Raw genomic sequence first — 15,652 nt, forward strand, 5'->3', positions numbered from 1 at the left:
GGTGCGGCGAACGTTCGCCGGTCCGTCAGTGCGATGCGACAGCTTGGGAGTGCGTGATGCGTTTCAGTTCGTACTGGCTCGATACGTCGGAGCCATTCGTGAGCCACTCGCCGGAATTGCCCGACGGCAGCTGCGACGTGCTGGTGGTGGGCGGCGGGATCACCGGTTCGGCCGCCGCGCTGGCGCTGGCCAAGAAGGGCGCGCGCGTGATCGTCTGCGAGGCGGGCACCGTCGGCCAGGCGGCGTCGGGCCGCAACGGCGGCATGTGCAACAACGGCTTCGCGCAGGATTACGCGTCGCTGTCGCAACGTCTCGGTACGGAACTGGCGAACCGGCTCTATCTGGCGTTCGACGCGGGCGTCGACACGGTCGAGCGGCTCGTGAAAGAAGAGTCGATCGATTGCCATTTCGCCCGCACCGGCAAGCTGAAGCTCGCGGCGAAGCCCGAGCACTACGACAAGCTCGCGCGCAGCCAGGCATTGCTCGCGGCGAGCGTGGACCCCGACACGCGCCTGGTGACGAAGGCCGAGCTGCGCGACGAGATCGGCTCGGATCGTTATCACGGCGGGCTGCTGTTCGGCAAGAGCGCGGGGATGCATGTCGGCCGTTACGTACGCGGCCTGGCGCGCGCTGCGCAGGCGCGCGGCGCGCACATCGTCGAGCAGGCGCCGGTGCTGGAATTGAAGCGGGACACGCGCGGCACCTATGCGGCGCGCACCCCGCTCGGTGAAATCCGTGCGCGCCAGGTGCTGCTCGCGAGCGGCATTTCGCACGTCGGGCCGTTCGGCTGGATTCGCCGCAGGGTCGTGCCCGTGGGCGCCTTCATCATCGTCACCGAGCCGTTGCCGCGCGAGCTGCTCGATCGCCTGCTGCCGACACGCCGGATGGCCACCGACACGAAGAACTTCGTCAACTTCTTCCGGACGACGCCCGACGGCCGTCTGCTGTTCGGCGGCCGCGCGCGGTTCGCGACGTCGAATCCGCGTTCGGACGAAAAGAGCGGCGCGATCCTGCGGCGTCAACTGGCCGCCGTGTTTCCCGGGCTGGCCAGCGTACGCATCGACTACTGCTGGGGCGGGATGGTCGACATGACGGCCAACCGGCTGCCGCGCGCGGGCGAGCGCGACGGCGTTTACTACTCGATGGGCTATAGCGGCCACGGCACGCACATGGCCACGCTGATGGGCACGTTGATGGCAGAGATCATGGACGGACGCGCGGACCTCAACCCGTGGAAAGGATTCGACTGGCCCGCGATTCCGGGCCACTTCGGCAAACCCTGGTTTTTGCCGTTCGTCGGCGCCTGGTATCGACTCAAGGACACTCTCCAATGAATTCACCCGTTGTTCACCTGATGCAAGCCGGAAGGCTCGATCGCTTCTTCATCGACGGCGACTGGGTGCTGCCCGAAGGCGGCGACCGGTTCGCGGTCGTCAGCCCGTCCACGGAAGACACGCTGTGCGAGATTCCGCTGGGCAGCGCGCGCGACGCCGACCGCGCGGTGCAGGCCGCGCGTAATGCGTTTGCACGCTGGTCCGCGACATCACCGCAGGAACGCGCGGCGGTGCTCGACCGCATCCATGCGCTGCTGCTCGAGCGCGCCGAACTGTTCGCCGCCGCGCTCGCGATGGAAATGGGCGCACCGATCGGCTATGCGCGTGCCGCGCACGTGCCGCTCGCGGCCGAACATATCCGCGTCGCACGCGACAACCTCGCGCGCTACCCGTTCATCGAGCGGCGCGGAACGACCGCGGTCGTGCGCGAGCCGATCGGCGTGTGCGCGCTGATCACGCCGTGGAACTGGCCGATCTACCAGATCACCGCGAAGGTCGGGCCGGCGCTCGCGGCCGGCTGCACGGTCGTGCTGAAGCCGAGCGAGCTGTCGCCGCTCAGCGCGCTGCTGTTCGCGGAAGTGATCGCCGATGCGGGCGTGCCCGCCGGCGTCTTCAACCTCGTGAGCGGCAGCGGCGAAACGGTGGGCGCGGCGCTTTCGTCGCACCCGGAGGTCGACATGGTGTCGATCACCGGCTCGACGCGCGCCGGCGTGCTCGTCGCGCAGGCGGCCGCGCCGACCGTCAAGCGCGTCGCGCAGGAACTGGGCGGCAAGTCGCCGAATATCGTGTTGCCGGACGCGGACCTGTCGCGTGCGGTCCCGCCCGGCGTGGCCGCCGCGTTCCGCAACATGGGGCAGTCGTGCAGCGCGCCGACCCGCATGATCGTGCCGCGCGCCGTGCTCGGCGAGGTCGAGGCACTGGCCGTCGCGGCGATGCAAACGCTCGTCGTCGGCGATCCGTTCGACGAGGCCACGACGCACGGGCCGCTGGCCAATCGCGCACAGTTCGGGCGGGTTGCGCAGATGATCGACGTGGGTATCGACGAACGCGCGAAGCTGATCGCCGGCGGCCCCGGCCGGCCCGCGGGTCTCGAGCGCGGCTTTTATGCGCGGCCGACGATTTTCTCCGAGGTGCGCACCGACATGGCGATCGCGCAGCAGGAAATCTTCGGCCCGGTGCTCGCGATCCTGCCTTACGACACCGTCGACGAAGCGATCGCGATCGCGAACGATACGGTCTACGGGCTCGGCGCGCACGTGCAGGGCACCGACAAGGACCGCGTACGCGCGGTGGCCGCCCGCATCCGGGCGGGGCAGGTGCATCTGAACTACCCGGCATGGGACCCTCAGGCGCCGTTCGGCGGGTACAAGCAGTCGGGCAACGGCCGCGAGTACGGGATCGAAGGGATGGAGGAGTACATGGAGATCAAGTCGATCGTCGGCTTTTACGACTGACGCAGTCGCTGCGCGCGATTCGCGCCGGCAGTACAGTTCGAAGCCCGCTACATTCCGAAGGTGCCGAAATTGGACAACCCCGTGATTCCCGACACATCGCTGCAAACGCATCACGCGCACTGGGCGAAGCTGCGCCGCGATCTGCATGCGCATCCCGAGTTGCGATTCGAAGAACACCGGACGGCGGACGTCGTCGCCCGCGAGCTCGAGGCGCTCGGCTATGCGGTGTCGCGCGGGCTCGGCGGCACGGGCGTCGTCGCGAGCCTGCCCGGCGCGGATCCGCGCCGCGGCATCGTGCTGCGCGCCGATCTGGACGCGTTGCCGATCCACGAAGCCAACGACTTCGCGCACGCGTCGTGCACGCACGGGATCATGCATGCGTGCGGCCATGACGGCCATACCGTGATGTTGCTCGGCGCCGCGCGCGTGCTGAAGGCGCTGCCGCAGTTGCCTGGTACCGTCCATTTCGTGTTTCAGCCGGGTGAAGAGGGCGGCGCGGGTGCGCGCAAGATGATCGACGACGGGCTGTTCGAGCAATACCCGACGGAAGCGGTATTCGGCATGCACAACTGGCCCGGTCTGCCGGCCGGGCATTTCGGGTTGCGCACCGGCCCGATCATGGCCGCGGGCTCGCGCTTCAGGATCACGGTGACGGGCAAGGGCGCGCACGCGGCGCAGCCGCATCTGGGCATCGATCCGGTGCCGCTTGCGTGCTCGATGGTGCTGCAGTGCCAAACCATCGCCGCGCGGCACAAGGACCCTGTCGACCCGGCGGTCATTTCCGTCTGCATGTTCCATGCGGGCACGACGGACAACGTGATTCCGGACACCGCCGAGCTGCGCGGCACGATCCGCACGCTGTCGTCGGCGTTGCAGCAGAAGCTGCAGCGCGACGTGCGGCTCGCGTGCGAAGGGCTCGCGGCGGCCTATGGCGCGCAGGTCGACGTGGAGTTTTTTCAGTACTACCCGGCGACGGTCAACACGCCGGCCGAGACGGCGCTGTGCGAAGCGGTGATTCGCGATACGTTCGGCGACGCGCGCGTCGAGCGCGACGTGCCGCCGAACATGACGTCCGAGGACTTCGGCTTCATGCTGGAGGAACGGCCGGGTGCGTACGTGCTGATCGGCAATGCGCAGGACGGCGCGGCCTCACCGGCGCTGCATCACCCGAAATACGACTTCAACGACGACATCATTCCGGCCGGCGTCCGGTATTGGGTCGCGTTGGCGCAGCATTACTTCGCGCGATCGCGATGATGCGCGAAGCCGGCATTGAAGTCGGGCCGTGGCGCACGACGACACTTTTGTAACGATTGCTTGATGAAACAGGAAAACGAGATGAACGATTCCGACACGATGCCGGCGCTTCGCTACCGGCGCTTCACCGCCGCGGACGTCCCCGCGGCCCACGCGCTCTCGGTGGCGCTTCGCTGGCCGTTCAGGGCGGAAGACTGGCAGTTTTCCGCCGACACGTCGATCGCGTTCGCGGCCGAGGAAAACGGCGTGGTCATCGGTACGGCGATGTGCTGGAAGTACGGTGCCGACCGCGCGGCGATCGGGCATGTGATCGTGTCCGACGCGCACCAAGGGCGCGGCATCGGCCGCAAGCTGATGGAGATACTCATCGACGAACTTGGGCCACGCATCACGTTTCTGCATGCGACGCCGGCCGGTCGGCCGCTCTATGAAAAGCTCGGCTTCAACGTGTGCGGATCGTTGAGCCAGTATCAGGGGAACGTGGTGCAGCCGGCCGACGTGGTCCTGCCCGAAGGCGTGCGGCTGCGGGCAGGATCGCCGGCCGATTGGCCGCGCCTCGTCGAGCTGGACGCACGCGCGTCCGGCCTCCAGCGCGATGCGCTGATGGCCGCGCTGTTCCAGCGCGGTGAAAGCGTCGTGCTCGAACGCGATGGCGAGGTGGTCGCGTTTTCGGTGCTGCGGCGCTTCGGTCGCGGCGACGTGATCGGTCCGGTGGCGGCGCCGCGCGCGAGCGACGATGCGTATGCGAAGGCGCTCGTCAGCCATTGGCTGACGCAACGGGAAGGCGAATTCGTCCGCATCGACGTGCCGGACGGGACCGGCTTGCCGGACTGGCTGGCCGAACAGGGTTTGGCGCGGGTCGATACGTGTTCGAAGATGGTGCGCAACGCGCCGGCCTCGGCGCACGAAGGGCCGGCCGACCCCGTCTGCGGACAGTACGCACTCGTCAGTCAGGCGATGCTGTAGCCCTCGGCCGCACGCGCGGGCTTGCCTCGCGCGTGCGGTGACGTCGGCGCGTCCGGCCCAGTTGCTCGTCGATCGCGCGGGTCAACGGCGACTGCACGTCTCCGGTGTGCCGCGTCGGCACGGGCTCGATCAGCACGATCCAGCATTCATCGTCGGCGACCGGGTTGTGCCGCGTGCCGCGCGGCACGACGTGCATCCAGTAGACGGGTGTAAGCGCTCGGCATCGCCCGGGACGCCGCTCAACGCGCCAGCGCGGCCACGAAGTCGCGATACGTCCGCAGCGGGCGGCCGAGGATCGCGGTCAGCCGCTCGACGTCGCCGGCCTCCGGCACCATCCCGTCGCTGACGTAGCGCTCGGCCATCAGCCGCATTTCGTACGCCATCCATTTCGGCATGAACGTCGCCAGATTGTCTTCGAACGGCGTGGGATCGTCGCCGCCATACGCAACGGGGCGGCCAAGCGTGTCCGACCAGATCGACGCCAGTTGCGTGCCGGTCAGCGTGTCGGGGCCCACCAGGTTGATGGTGTCGACCGGCAGCTTGCCCGGCGCATCGTTGCGGCGGATCAACTCGATCGCCGCGACTTCCGCGATGTCGCGCACGTCGACCATCGCGACGCCCTTGCCGCCGATCGGCATCGGGTACACGCCGTGCCCGACGATCACGTCCTTCACCATCGATTCGTTGTCCATGAAATACGCGGGCCGCAGGATCGTCGCGCCGAAGCCCATCTGCTCGATCATCCGCTCGGCGCCGAATTTCACCGCGAAGTGCGGCACGTTCACGAAGCGGTCGGCATGCAGGACCGACAGATAGACGACGCGCTCGATGCCCGCTTCGCGGGCCAGGTTCAGCGCGATCAGCGCCTGCGTGAATTCGTCGCCCGCCACGCCGTTGAGCAGGAACAGCGTGCGCACGCCGGAGAAGGCCGCCCGCAGCGCGTCGACGTCGAGCATGTCGCCCTGCACGACGGTCACGGCCGCCGGAAAATCGGCCTTGGCCGGATCGCGCACCAGCACGCGCACGTCGGCGCCGCGATCGACGAGTTGACGGACGACCTGGCGGCCCACACGGCCGGTGGCGCCGGTAACGAGAATGGTCATGATGTTCACTCCTGAGATAACGATGGGATTGACTGCCCACGTAAGTTATGTGATCCACCTATGATCCGGAAGATGTGATAAATAGACATGTCGTCTCACTGGTGGAACACATGGACCTGCTCGCTCTCGCCGATTTCAATCTCGTCGCCCGCCATGGCAGCTTCGGGGAGGCTGCGCGGGTCGCGGATCGCCCGAAGGCGACGCTGTCGCGCCGCGTCGCGGAACTGGAGAACACCCTGTCGCTGCGTCTGTTCGAGCGCGGCTCGCGCGGCGTGAAGCTCACGCAGGAAGGGCGCGCGCTCTACGAGCGGACGGGCGCGCTGCTCGCGGAGCTGGCCGACAGCGCGTCGGCGATCGCAGCGGGGAGCGAGCGGCCGCGCGGCCGGCTGCGCATCAGCGCGCCGATGCTGTTTTCCCAGTTCGCGATGGGCAAGCTGGTGGCGACGTTCGCGCTGAGATACCCGGACGTCCGGCTGGAGGTGACGACCGAAGACCGGCCCGTCGACATGATCGAGGAAGGGTACGACCTCGTGATTCGCGTGAACCCGGACCCCGACGAGAGCCTGATCGGGCGCGTGTTCTTGCGCGACCGGCTGGTGGTCGTCGCGCGGCCCGAATTGCCGCGGCCGGGCGACGACGCGCCCGCACCGGCACCGGCCGTGGTGCGCGGCGCGAACGACACGCACACTGCCTGGGAGGTCGCCGGGCCGGCCGGGACGGCGCGCATCCCGATCGACCCCGTGGCACGGCTGTCGTCGCTGAGCATGGTGCGCGATACGGTCCGCCTCGGCCTGGGCGCCGCGTGCCTGCCGGCGTCACTGGTGAGCCGCGACCTGGCCGCCGGCACGCTCGTCAGTTGGGGCGACGTGCCGGGTTCCGATATCGCGCTGTGGGCGCTGTATCCGTCCAGGCGGTTACTGAGCACGCGCGTGTCCGCGTTTCTCGATCACCTGAAGGACGCGTTTCCGTCAGGTGAGCCGGAAGAACTGGCCGCGTATATCGAACCCGGGCAGTGAAACGGCCACGGTCGAGGCCGCGCACGCGCGTCGCCGCGACGTCCTGAGCGGAATGCCGTCGCGATCGGCAGCGCGGGTGCCGCCGCCCGTCCCGATTCGGACCGCCGCGTTTCATGCCGGCTCGGGCTGCGCGCAACACACGCGGTTCCGGCCTTCGCGCTTCGCGCGGTAGAGCGCCATGTCCGCCTGGTGCGACAGCGCGTGCATGGAAGCGTGCCGCGCGCGCCGGCCGGTCGCACAGCCGATGCTGACGGTGAAAGGCGGAACGGTTTCCGCAAACCCGTCGAGCCGGTTGCGTTCCACCTCGCGGCGAATCGCTTCGGCGACCCGCGCGGCGCCGCTTTCATCCGTATCGGGCAACACCGCGACGAATTCCTCGCCGCCGTAGCGCGCGGCGAGGTCACCGCGCCGCCGCGTATGCGCGCGGATGCATTCGGCGAGAAAGCGCAGCGCGGTGTCGCCCTGCGCATGCCCGTGCCGGTCGTTGTACTGCTTGAAGTGATCGGCGTCGATGAACAGCACCGACAGGGTGCCGCCGCTGCCGCGCTGCAACCGCTCCCATTCGTCGGCCAGCGCGGTATCGAGCGCGCGACGATTGCGCAATCCGGTCAACGGATCGGTACGCGTGAGATCGGTCAGCAGCGTCTGCTTGCGGAAATTGTCGCGCAACGCGAAGGCCAGCAGCCAGACCACCGCACCGAACAATGCGCAGATCACGGATGCCGACACGCCGACCGTCCACGACAGGCGCCGGATGCCGGCCAGCACGTCGTGTTCGGCCGGCGCGACGACCGCGATCAACGGGGTGCCCGGTATCCGCTGGTAGGTATACAACCGCACGATGCCGTCGATGCTCGAACGCGCGGGATAGAAGCCGGATTCGCTGTTTACCATCCGCTTGAAGGAGGTCGAGCGACGCAGGAGGTTCATCTGGCCTTCGTTCAACGACGGGTTTCTCGCGAGGATCGTGCCGTCCGCGCGCACGATCGCGCTGACCCCGTTCGGCCCGACATCGAGGCGGGACAGCAACTGCTCGAAGTAGGCGAGATCGACGGCGACGACCGCGATCCCGTCGAACGCATGATCCGGCCGCTCGATGCGTCGCGACAGCGCGATGGATTCCTTGCCGCCGCGCGAGCGTGCGCGATAGGGCTGGGAGACGTAGAGCCCGATGTTGTCCGCATCGCGATGGACCTTGAAGTAGTCGCGATCGGCGAAGTCCCAGCGGTGGGTCGTGCTGCAGCACCCGTCGATCAGCCGGCCGCGACTGTCGGTCACGCCCATGCCGGTCACGTATTGCGCGGCGGTGCGCTCGAACAGCAGGTCGTGCCGCAATCCGGCGTCCATGCGCTGCACGGCCGGCTTGCCGAGGTCGGCCGCCAGCGCAATCAGCGCATTGTTCGACGTTTCGACCGTCCTCGCGATCTGGCTCGCGAGCACGGCCGCGACGTTGCGCGACGTCTCGTGCGCATGCTCGACGACTTCGCTGCGCGCGACCCACAGCGTCACCGCGCTGATCGCGAGCGCCGCAAGCGACATCAGCGTGCCCAACGCGCCGACGACGAACGGGTGGCGTCCGGCCCAGTCGGCGATTTTCTCGATCGAAGTGAATGCGGGCATGCTCGCGCTCGTGTTGAGATGCCGGCTGCACTAGCGCCGGCGCGGGTCCAATTCCCGTTAACGGCACGGTTAACAAAAAATCGAGGCCGGCATGGCTGCCCGTCGACAGCCCGTCGACGACCACGGCCCGACGCGACGACGCAAACGTGTGCGGCCACGCGGCCATGCGGCGAGACGGCCCGGGCGCGGCCCCGGACCCGTGCAAATCACGTCGATTGATAACCACACTGCATCAATCCTTCCAAAAATCGCACTTATCGTTTGATCGATACCGCGCCAACATGCCGGAAAACGACAATCGACCAGCCCCTCCCGCGTATTCCAGGATTTTCAGGAGACACCCAGATGCACCCCTCGTCCAGCCTTCCGGCCGAACGCTCGAAGGCCGCCGCGATCTTTCGCGTCACGGCCGGCAACTTTCTCGAGCAGTTCGACTTCTTCCTGTTCGGCTTCTACGCCACGCAGATCGCCAACGTCTTCTTCCCCGCGCAAAGCGAGTTCGCATCGTTGATGATGACCTTCGCCGTGTTCGGCGCCGGCTTCCTGATGCGCCCGCTGGGCGCGATCGTGCTGGGTGCGTACATCGACGAGGTCGGCCGCCGCAAGGGGCTGATCGTCACGCTGTCGATCATGGCGAGCGGCACCATCCTGATCGCGTTCGTGCCGGGCTACGCGACGATCGGCCTGCTCGCGCCCGTGCTCGTGCTGATCGGCCGGCTGCTGCAGGGCTTTTCCGCGGGCGCGGAACTGGGCGGCGTGTCGGTCTATCTGGCCGAGCTCGCGACGCCGGGCCGCAAGGGCTTCTTCACGAGCTGGCAATCGGCCAGCCAGCAGGTGGCGATCGTCGTCGCGGCGGCCCTCGGCTTCGCGCTCAATCAGTGGCTGAGCGCATCGCAGATCGGCGCCTGGGGATGGCGCGTGCCGTTCTTCGTCGGCTGCATGATCGTGCCGTTCATCTTCATGCTGCGCCGCAACCTGGAGGAAACCCAGGAGTTCAAGGCCCGCAAGCATCGTCCGGGCATGAAGGAAGTGTTCGGTACGCTGGTCCAGAACTGGGGCGTCGTGATCGCCGGCATGATGCTGGTCGCGATGACCACCACGAGCTTCTATCTGATCACCGTCTACGCGCCGACCTTCGGCAAGACCGTGCTGCATCTGAGCACCGCCGACAGCCTGCTCGTGACGCTGTGCGTCGGCGTGTCGAACTTCGTGTGGCTGCCGATCGGCGGGGCGCTGTCCGACCGGATCGGCCGGCGGCCGCTGCTGGTCGGCATGACGATGCTCACCGTCGTGACCGCGTATCCGGCGCTGTCGTTCCTCGCTCACGCGCCGTCGTTCGTCAACATGCTGCTCGTGCTGCTCTGGCTGTCGTTCATGTACGGGATCTACAACGGCGCGATGGTCGTCGCGCTCACCGAAGTGATGCCGGTGCAGGTGCGCGTCGCGGGCTTCTCGCTCGCGTACAGCCTCGCGACGGCCGTGTTCGGCGGCTTCACGCCGGCCATCTCGACCGCGCTCATTCACGCGACGGGCGACAAGGCCGCACCGGGCTACTGGATGAGCTTCGCCGCGGTGTGCGCGCTGCTCGCGACGTTCGCGCTGTATCGTCACCGCACGGCGACGTTGACGCCCGCGCATTGATGTCCGGGCCATCCGGTACGTTCATCCCCACCCACGCATTCGCACGACCACGAACACGACCATGAGAAACCTGTTCCTGAAATACTGCGCGACCGCGCTCGTCGCCACCGCCGCGGTCGCGGCCAACGTCCAGGCCGCCGAACTGCACGTGATGAGCTCGGGCGGCTTCACCGCCGCCTACAAGGTGCTCGGCCCGCGGTTCGCGTCCACGACGGGCAATACGCTCGCGACCGCGCTCGGCCCGTCGATGGGCAAGTCGCCCGAAGCGATTCCGAACCGGCTCGCGCGCGGCGAGCCGGCCGACGCCGTAATCATGGTCGGCTACGCGCTCGACGATCTGATCAAGCAGGGCAAGGTCATCCCCGAATCCCGCGTCGATCTGGCCGACTCGCGCATCGGCATGGTCGTGCGCGACGGCGCGGCCAAGCCCGACATCAGCACCGCCGAAGGGCTCAAGCAGGTGCTGCTGCACGCGAAATCGATCGCCTATTCGGACAGCGCGAGCGGCGTGTATATCGAACGCGAACTGTTCAAGAAGCTCGGGATCGAGGAACAGGTGAAGTCGAAGGCGAAGATGATCCCGCGGATTCCGGTGGCGTCGGTGGTCGCGAACGGCGACTACGAAATCGGCTTCCAGCAGGTCAGCGAGCTGCTGCCCGTCAAGGGCGCGACCTTCGTCGGCAAGATCCCCGAATCGCTGCAGTCCGTCACGCGCTTCGCCGCCGGCATCCCGGTCGGCGCGCAGCACCCCAAGGAAGCGAAGGCGCTGCTCGACTATCTTGCGTCGCCCGACGTGCAGGCCGACGTGAAGTCGACCGGCCTGGATTCCGTTTCCGCGCATTGAACCCGATCGACGGGAAGGTGCCGATCAGACCGTCTTCCCGTCACTCCCGCCGCCGTCTGCCGCGGCACTGTCTTCATCGGCCGCGTCCGGCGACGCCGGCCCGGCCGCCGCGAGCCGCTGCACCAGACGCGCGCGGTCGCACGCACCTTCCCACACCGACACGAAAATCACCGCGCACGCGTTGCTGATCACGCTGGTCAGCGCGCGCGCCTCCGACATGAAGCGGTCGATGCCGACCAGCAGCGCGACCCCGGCGACCGGCAGGTCGGGCATCACGGCGAGCGTCGCGACCAGCGCGACGAGCCCGCTGCCGGACACGCCGGCCGCCCCTTTCGACGTGACCAGCATGATCGCGAGCATCGTCGCGACCTGCGGCGCGGAAAGCGGGACGTCGCAAGCTTGCGCGATGAACAACGCCGCGAGCGTCAGATAGATCGCGGTGCCGTCCAGATTGAACGAATAGCCGGCCGGCAGCACGAGCCCCACGACGCCCTTGTCGCAGCCGAGTGCTTCCAGCTTGACGATCAGGCGCGGCAGGACCGGCTCCGTGGACGAGGTCGCGAGGACGATCAGCAACTCTTCGCGCAGGTAGCGCAGGAGCCGCCACAGCGCGAATCCGTGCAGTCGCGCGAGCGGGGCGAGCACCAGCGCGACGAACAGCGCGCAGGCCACGTAGAAGCACACCATCAGCTTCGCGAGCGAGCCGACCGAGCCGATCCCGAAGCGGCCCACCGTGAACGCCATCGCACCGAATGCGCCGAGCGGCGCGAGCCGCATGATCATCGCGAGCACGCGAAAGACGACCTGCGCGATGCCGTCGATCAGCGCCAGCACGGGCCGGGCGGCGCGCGGATGCGCATTCAGCGAGAAGCCGAACAACAGCGACAGCAGCAGCACCGGCAACACTTCGCCGGTGGCGAATGCGCCGAGCATCGTGTCCGGAATCACGCCGAGCGCGAACGCCACCAGGCTGCGCGGCGCCGCATGCTTCGCATACGGCGCGAGAATGCTCGCATCCAGATGACGGACGTCGATGTGCATGCCGGCGCCCGGTTGCAGCACGTAGGCGACGACGAGCCCGAACGCGAGCGCGGCGGCCGTCAACAGATAGAAAAGCGCCAGTGCGCGCACGATCGTGCGGCCGATGGCCCGCCCGTTCGACAGCGACGTGATGCCCGACACGATCGTGCAAAAGACGATCGGCGCGATGGTCATCTTCACGAGCGCGACGAACGCGTCGCTGAGCGGCTTGAGCATCGCGCCCGCCTCCGGCCACACGTGACCGATGCCGATGCCGAGCATCATCGCGAGCAGGACCTGCACGTACAGCGATTTGAACAGCCGGGTCCACCTCACGATGCAGCCTTCCTTCGTTTCCGTTCCGTCGTCGTCATGCCGATGTGCCGCCGCCGGCGTCGCCGCGCTTCGCGTCGACGATCATCCGGTGGAACGCCTCGGCGGCCGGCGTCAGCGAGCGCCCGCGCCGCTTGACGATACCCACGCGCCGCTTCACGGCCGGCTCGACGAGCGGCACGCTCGTGAGGACAGGGTGGTCATGCCCCGGCATCGCCATCGACGGCACCGCGGCGACGCCGAGCCCCGCCTCGATCAGCCCGAGCAGGGTCGTGACGTGGCGCGCCTCGCAGACGCTCGGCTTGCGCGGCGCGACGGCCGCCAATGCCTGGTCGAGCAGCAGGCGATTACCGGACGTCTTGTCCACCGACACGTAATCGTGCTCGTAAAGCTCGTTCCAGGTCACGCGCTTCTTGCGCGCGAGCGGGTGGTCGCGGCGACAGGCGGCGACGAACCGCTCCTGGAGCAGCACCTTGAACTCGACCTCCGCCTCCTGGCTGCCGATGAAGCTCACGCCGAAATCCGCCTCGCCGCTGATGACGGCGCCCAGCACTTCGTTGGCGCTGGCGTCGAGCAGCTTCACCCGGATGCGCGGAAAGCGCTGATGATAGCGGGCGATGATCGGCGGCAGGAAATAGTAGGCGACCGACGGCACGCACGCGATCGTCACATGGCCCAGGCGGCTCGACGACACGTCGCGGATGCCGAGCAGCGCGGCGTCGAGATCGTCGAGCAGTTGTTCGGCGCTCTGCGCGAACACGCGGCCGACGGTGGTGAGCGCGACACGGCGCGTGGTGCGCTCGAAGAGCCGCACGCCGAGCGCGTCTTCGAGCTTGTCGATCCGGCGGCTCAACGCAGGCTGGGACAGGCTGACCGCTTCGGCGGCCTTGCGGAAACTGCCGGTTTCCACGACCGCGCGAAACGCCTGCAAGTCCGTCAAATCGAAATTGATGCCCACCGGTCGAACTCCGCCACTCAGATGCGCAGCATTTTGCATGATTCCGTGGGCGTCAGGCGTGTGGCGTCGTCGATGCGGCCGCGTTGGCGCGGCGCGGTGTGCGGCACGGCCGGCCGGAATCGCGCGGGCCGAGCCGCGAATCGGGCCGCCCGACGCCGCTTCCTGATGTACCGTATCGCTTTTGGGCGGGTAATGCGCCAGCGCTGGCGCAGCGCCGGGCCGCTCTCTTCAACGGATTCCAGCATGCGCATTCCGCCGCTCAAGGCCATCATCGCGTTCGAAAGCGTCGCCCGGACCAAAAGCGTGAACCGCGCGGCGGAAGAGCTCGGCCTGACCGCATCCGCCGTCAGTCATCAGCTCAGCAATCTTGAATCGCAGATCGGGCAGCCGCTGTTTCAGCGTTCGGGGCGCGGCCTCGTCCTCACGCCGACCGGCGAACGCTACCTGGCCGATGTCACCGGCTCGCTGGCCGATCTGAGCCGCGCGACCGAGCGCGCGTCGAGCCGAACCGAGGTCGATATCCTGCGCGTGCATTCGAGCCCGAGCTTCGGGCTGATGTGGCTGCTGCCGCGCCTGTCGTCGTTTCAGGAGGCGAACGGCGATATCCAGCTGAACCTCGCGTGCTCGTACGAAAACGTGTCGTTCTCGAACGGCTTCTACGATATCGACGTCCGGCACGGCTACGGCAACTGGGACAACCTCGAGGTCCGGACCGTGCGCGGCGAGTTCATCGCGCCGCTCGCGTCGCCGCGCTATCTCGAACGGCATCCGGTGAACGCGCCGGAAGACCTGCTCGCGCACCGGCTGATCTATTCCGAAACGCCGCTGGTCCAGTGGAAGCAGTGGTTCGGCCGGACCGGCGTGCCGTTGGCGGCGCAGAAGACCTTCGATTTTTCGTTCGACCGTTCGTACATGTCGCTCGAGACCGCCGCGCTCGGCCTCGGTATCGCGCTCGAAAGCCTGATGCTCGCGTCGGTGAGGATCCGCGAAGAGCTGCTGGTGCCGGTGTTCGGCGACGCCCATGCGGTCGAAGTCGGCGCGCATCATCTCGTTTACCCGCGGCAGAACGCGGAACTGCCGCGCGTGAAGCGCTTTCTGGCGTGGATCGAGCGGGAGGTCGCGGCGCACGGCGGGGCGGGCTGAGCGGCGCATCCGTGATTTTGCGTTGCAGCATCGGCGGGCCGCGCGCCGTCATCTGAATTTTTCTCAACTATGGCTGAGCGTTTCCGCGTTGATGCGGGTGTCCGGTGAGCCGACACTCCGGACAACACATCAACACAGGAGACAAGCGATGTTGCTCGACAACCGGACCATCATCGTCACCGGCGCCGCGTCGCCGCGCGGGATCGGCAAGGCCACGGCCCGCGCGCTGGCCGCGCAGGGCGCACGCGTGGCGATCCTCGACCTTCGCCGCGAGGATGCGGAAACGGCCGCCGCCGAACTCGGCGCCGGCCATCTCGGCCTCGCGTGCGACGTGACCGACCGCGACGCGTGCGCGGCGGCCGCTCGCGCGACGCTGGAGCACTTCGGCCGCATCGACGGTCTCGTCAACAACGCCGGCATCACGCAGCCCGTGCGCACGCTCGATATCTCGGCGCGTGATTTCGATGCGATCGTCGACGTGAACCTGCGCGGCACGCTGTACATGTCGCAAGCCGTGCTGCCCGCGATGCAGACGCAGCGCGGCGGCAGCATCGTCTGCATGTCGTCGGTGTCCGCGCAACGCGGCGGCGGCATCTTCGGCGGCCCGCACTACAGCGCCGCCAAGGCCGGCGTGCTCGGCCTCGCGAAGGCGATGGCGCGCGAATTCGGCGCCGACCGCATCCGCGTCAATTCGATCACGCCCGGCCTGATCCAGACCGACATCACCGGCGACAAGCTGACGCCCGACATGCGCGAGGACATCGTCAAGGGCATTCCGCTCGGCCGGCTCGGCGATGCCGCCGACGTCGCCCATGCGTGCCTGTTCCTGCTGAGCGACCTGTCGAGCTACCTGACGGGCATCACGCTCGACGTCAACGGCGGGATGCTGATTCACTGAGAACGGCGCCGCCCGATGCGCGGCGCCGACCATCATGCACCCGGGACAACCCGGGGCCATGGCAG

14 protein-coding genes and 1 pseudogene are annotated in these 15,652 nt (G+C 67.9%); 9 read left to right on the forward strand and 6 right to left on the reverse strand.

Features of this window, described 5'->3' with window-relative positions:
• Positions 1 to 56 precede the first annotated feature (56 nt).
• The 4 genes from J8I35_RS02355 (at position 57) to J8I35_RS02370 (ending at position 5,011) form a co-directional block, all read left to right on the forward strand.
• Positions 57 to 1,334: an FAD-binding oxidoreductase gene (locus tag J8I35_RS02355; protein WP_124637579.1), complete on the forward strand. Its 1,278-nt coding sequence runs from the start codon at positions 57 to 59 to the stop codon at positions 1,332 to 1,334.
• Positions 1,331 to 2,788, forward strand: coding sequence for an aldehyde dehydrogenase family protein (locus J8I35_RS02360; protein ID WP_209924363.1), 1,458 nt, complete (start codon positions 1,331 to 1,333; stop codon positions 2,786 to 2,788). The genes J8I35_RS02355 and J8I35_RS02360 overlap by 4 nt, the downstream gene beginning before the upstream one ends.
• 69 nt (positions 2,789 to 2,857) lie before the next feature.
• Positions 2,858 to 4,045, forward strand: a complete 1,188-nt coding sequence (locus J8I35_RS02365; RefSeq protein ID WP_124637581.1) for a M20 aminoacylase family protein — start codon at positions 2,858 to 2,860, stop codon at positions 4,043 to 4,045.
• 81 nt (positions 4,046 to 4,126) lie between these two features.
• The gene (locus J8I35_RS02370) at positions 4,127 to 5,011 is read left to right on the forward strand and encodes a GNAT family N-acetyltransferase (RefSeq protein ID WP_209924364.1); all 885 of its coding nucleotides are present in this window, start codon (positions 4,127 to 4,129) and stop codon (positions 5,009 to 5,011) included.
• Here the strand turns inward: J8I35_RS02370 and J8I35_RS34485 are convergent.
• Positions 4,992 to 5,207 (reverse strand): annotated as a pseudogene (locus tag J8I35_RS34485) (hypothetical protein); the annotation flags it as partial. The gene J8I35_RS02370 and the pseudogene J8I35_RS34485 overlap by 20 nt on opposite strands.
• A gap of 43 nt (positions 5,208 to 5,250) precedes the next feature.
• A complete protein-coding gene (locus J8I35_RS02375) occupies positions 5,251 to 6,114 on the reverse strand; it encodes an NmrA/HSCARG family protein (RefSeq protein ID WP_089490487.1) in 864 nt (287 codons plus the stop codon).
• 110 nt (positions 6,115 to 6,224) lie between these two features.
• Between J8I35_RS02375 and J8I35_RS02380 the strand changes: the two genes are divergently transcribed.
• Entirely contained in the window at positions 6,225 to 7,130 is a 906-nt protein-coding gene (locus J8I35_RS02380; RefSeq protein WP_209924365.1) for a LysR family transcriptional regulator, read from the forward strand.
• 111 nt (positions 7,131 to 7,241) lie between these two features.
• Here the strand turns inward: J8I35_RS02380 and J8I35_RS02385 are convergent, their stop codons facing one another.
• Positions 7,242 to 8,750: a GGDEF domain-containing protein gene (locus J8I35_RS02385; RefSeq protein ID WP_209924366.1), complete on the reverse strand. Its 1,509-nt coding sequence runs from the start codon at positions 8,748 to 8,750 to the stop codon at positions 7,242 to 7,244.
• A gap of 345 nt (positions 8,751 to 9,095) precedes the next feature.
• On the opposite strand from J8I35_RS02385, the gene J8I35_RS02390 reads away from it, so the two are divergent.
• The gene (locus J8I35_RS02390; protein ID WP_209924367.1) at positions 9,096 to 10,391 is read left to right on the forward strand and encodes an MFS transporter; all 1,296 of its coding nucleotides are present in this window, start codon (positions 9,096 to 9,098) and stop codon (positions 10,389 to 10,391) included.
• A 61-nt stretch (positions 10,392 to 10,452) separates the two neighbouring features.
• Positions 10,453 to 11,235, forward strand: a complete 783-nt coding sequence (locus J8I35_RS02395) for a substrate-binding domain-containing protein (protein ID WP_124592774.1) — start codon at positions 10,453 to 10,455, stop codon at positions 11,233 to 11,235.
• Positions 11,236 to 11,259: 24 nt separating this feature from the next.
• On the opposite strand, the gene dctA is transcribed toward J8I35_RS02395, so the two are convergent.
• Genes dctA through J8I35_RS02410 form a run of 3 tightly spaced genes read right to left on the reverse strand, consistent with a single transcriptional unit; the run spans position 11,260 to position 13,791 of the window.
• Positions 11,260 to 12,591: a C4-dicarboxylate transporter DctA gene (dctA, locus tag J8I35_RS02400; RefSeq protein WP_209924368.1), complete on the reverse strand. Its 1,332-nt coding sequence runs from the start codon at positions 12,589 to 12,591 to the stop codon at positions 11,260 to 11,262.
• Between the two features lie 34 nt (positions 12,592 to 12,625).
• On the reverse strand, positions 12,626 to 13,546 hold the full coding sequence (locus J8I35_RS02405; RefSeq protein WP_050016900.1) for a LysR family transcriptional regulator: 921 nt from the start codon (positions 13,544 to 13,546) through the stop codon (positions 12,626 to 12,628).
• Between the two features lie 17 nt (positions 13,547 to 13,563).
• Positions 13,564 to 13,791, reverse strand: coding sequence for a hypothetical protein (locus tag J8I35_RS02410; RefSeq protein ID WP_209924369.1), 228 nt, complete (start codon positions 13,789 to 13,791; stop codon positions 13,564 to 13,566).
• On the opposite strand from J8I35_RS02410, the gene J8I35_RS02415 reads away from it, so the two are divergent.
• The gene (locus J8I35_RS02415) at positions 13,790 to 14,689 is read left to right on the forward strand and encodes a LysR substrate-binding domain-containing protein (RefSeq protein WP_209924370.1); all 900 of its coding nucleotides are present in this window, start codon (positions 13,790 to 13,792) and stop codon (positions 14,687 to 14,689) included. The two genes, J8I35_RS02410 and J8I35_RS02415, sit on opposite strands and share 2 nt — an antisense overlap.
• A gap of 148 nt (positions 14,690 to 14,837) precedes the next feature.
• Positions 14,838 to 15,587, forward strand: coding sequence for a glucose 1-dehydrogenase (locus J8I35_RS02420; RefSeq protein WP_124557460.1), 750 nt, complete (start codon positions 14,838 to 14,840; stop codon positions 15,585 to 15,587).
• The last annotated feature ends 65 nt before the right edge of the window (positions 15,588 to 15,652 follow it).

Source organism: Burkholderia sp. CpTa8-5, from assembly GCF_017815045.1.
Classification (GTDB): domain Bacteria; phylum Pseudomonadota; class Gammaproteobacteria; order Burkholderiales; family Burkholderiaceae; genus Burkholderia; species Burkholderia sola.

Excerpts from the sequence above, each read along its gene's own strand:
- J8I35_RS02355 (WP_124637579.1), top strand. The coding sequence starts at position 57 with ATGCGTTTCAGTTCGTACTGGCTCGATACGTCGGAGCCATTCGTGAGC.
- J8I35_RS02360 (WP_209924363.1), top strand. The coding sequence starts at position 1,331 with ATGAATTCACCCGTTGTTCACCTGATGCAAGCCGGAAGGCTCGATCGC.
- J8I35_RS02370 (WP_209924364.1), top strand. The coding sequence starts at position 4,127 with ATGAACGATTCCGACACGATGCCGGCGCTTCGCTACCGGCGCTTCACC.
- J8I35_RS02375 (WP_089490487.1), bottom strand. The coding sequence starts at position 6,114 with ATGACCATTCTCGTTACCGGCGCCACCGGCCGTGTGGGCCGCCAGGTC.
- J8I35_RS02380 (WP_209924365.1), top strand. The coding sequence starts at position 6,225 with ATGGACCTGCTCGCTCTCGCCGATTTCAATCTCGTCGCCCGCCATGGC.
- J8I35_RS02385 (WP_209924366.1), bottom strand. The coding sequence starts at position 8,750 with ATGCCCGCATTCACTTCGATCGAGAAAATCGCCGACTGGGCCGGACGC.
- J8I35_RS02390 (WP_209924367.1), top strand. The coding sequence starts at position 9,096 with ATGCACCCCTCGTCCAGCCTTCCGGCCGAACGCTCGAAGGCCGCCGCG.
- J8I35_RS02395 (WP_124592774.1), top strand. The coding sequence starts at position 10,453 with ATGAGAAACCTGTTCCTGAAATACTGCGCGACCGCGCTCGTCGCCACC.
- J8I35_RS02415 (WP_209924370.1), top strand. The coding sequence starts at position 13,790 with ATGCGCATTCCGCCGCTCAAGGCCATCATCGCGTTCGAAAGCGTCGCC.
- J8I35_RS02410 (WP_209924369.1), bottom strand. The coding sequence starts at position 13,791 with ATGCTGGAATCCGTTGAAGAGAGCGGCCCGGCGCTGCGCCAGCGCTGG.
- J8I35_RS02420 (WP_124557460.1), top strand. The coding sequence starts at position 14,838 with ATGTTGCTCGACAACCGGACCATCATCGTCACCGGCGCCGCGTCGCCG.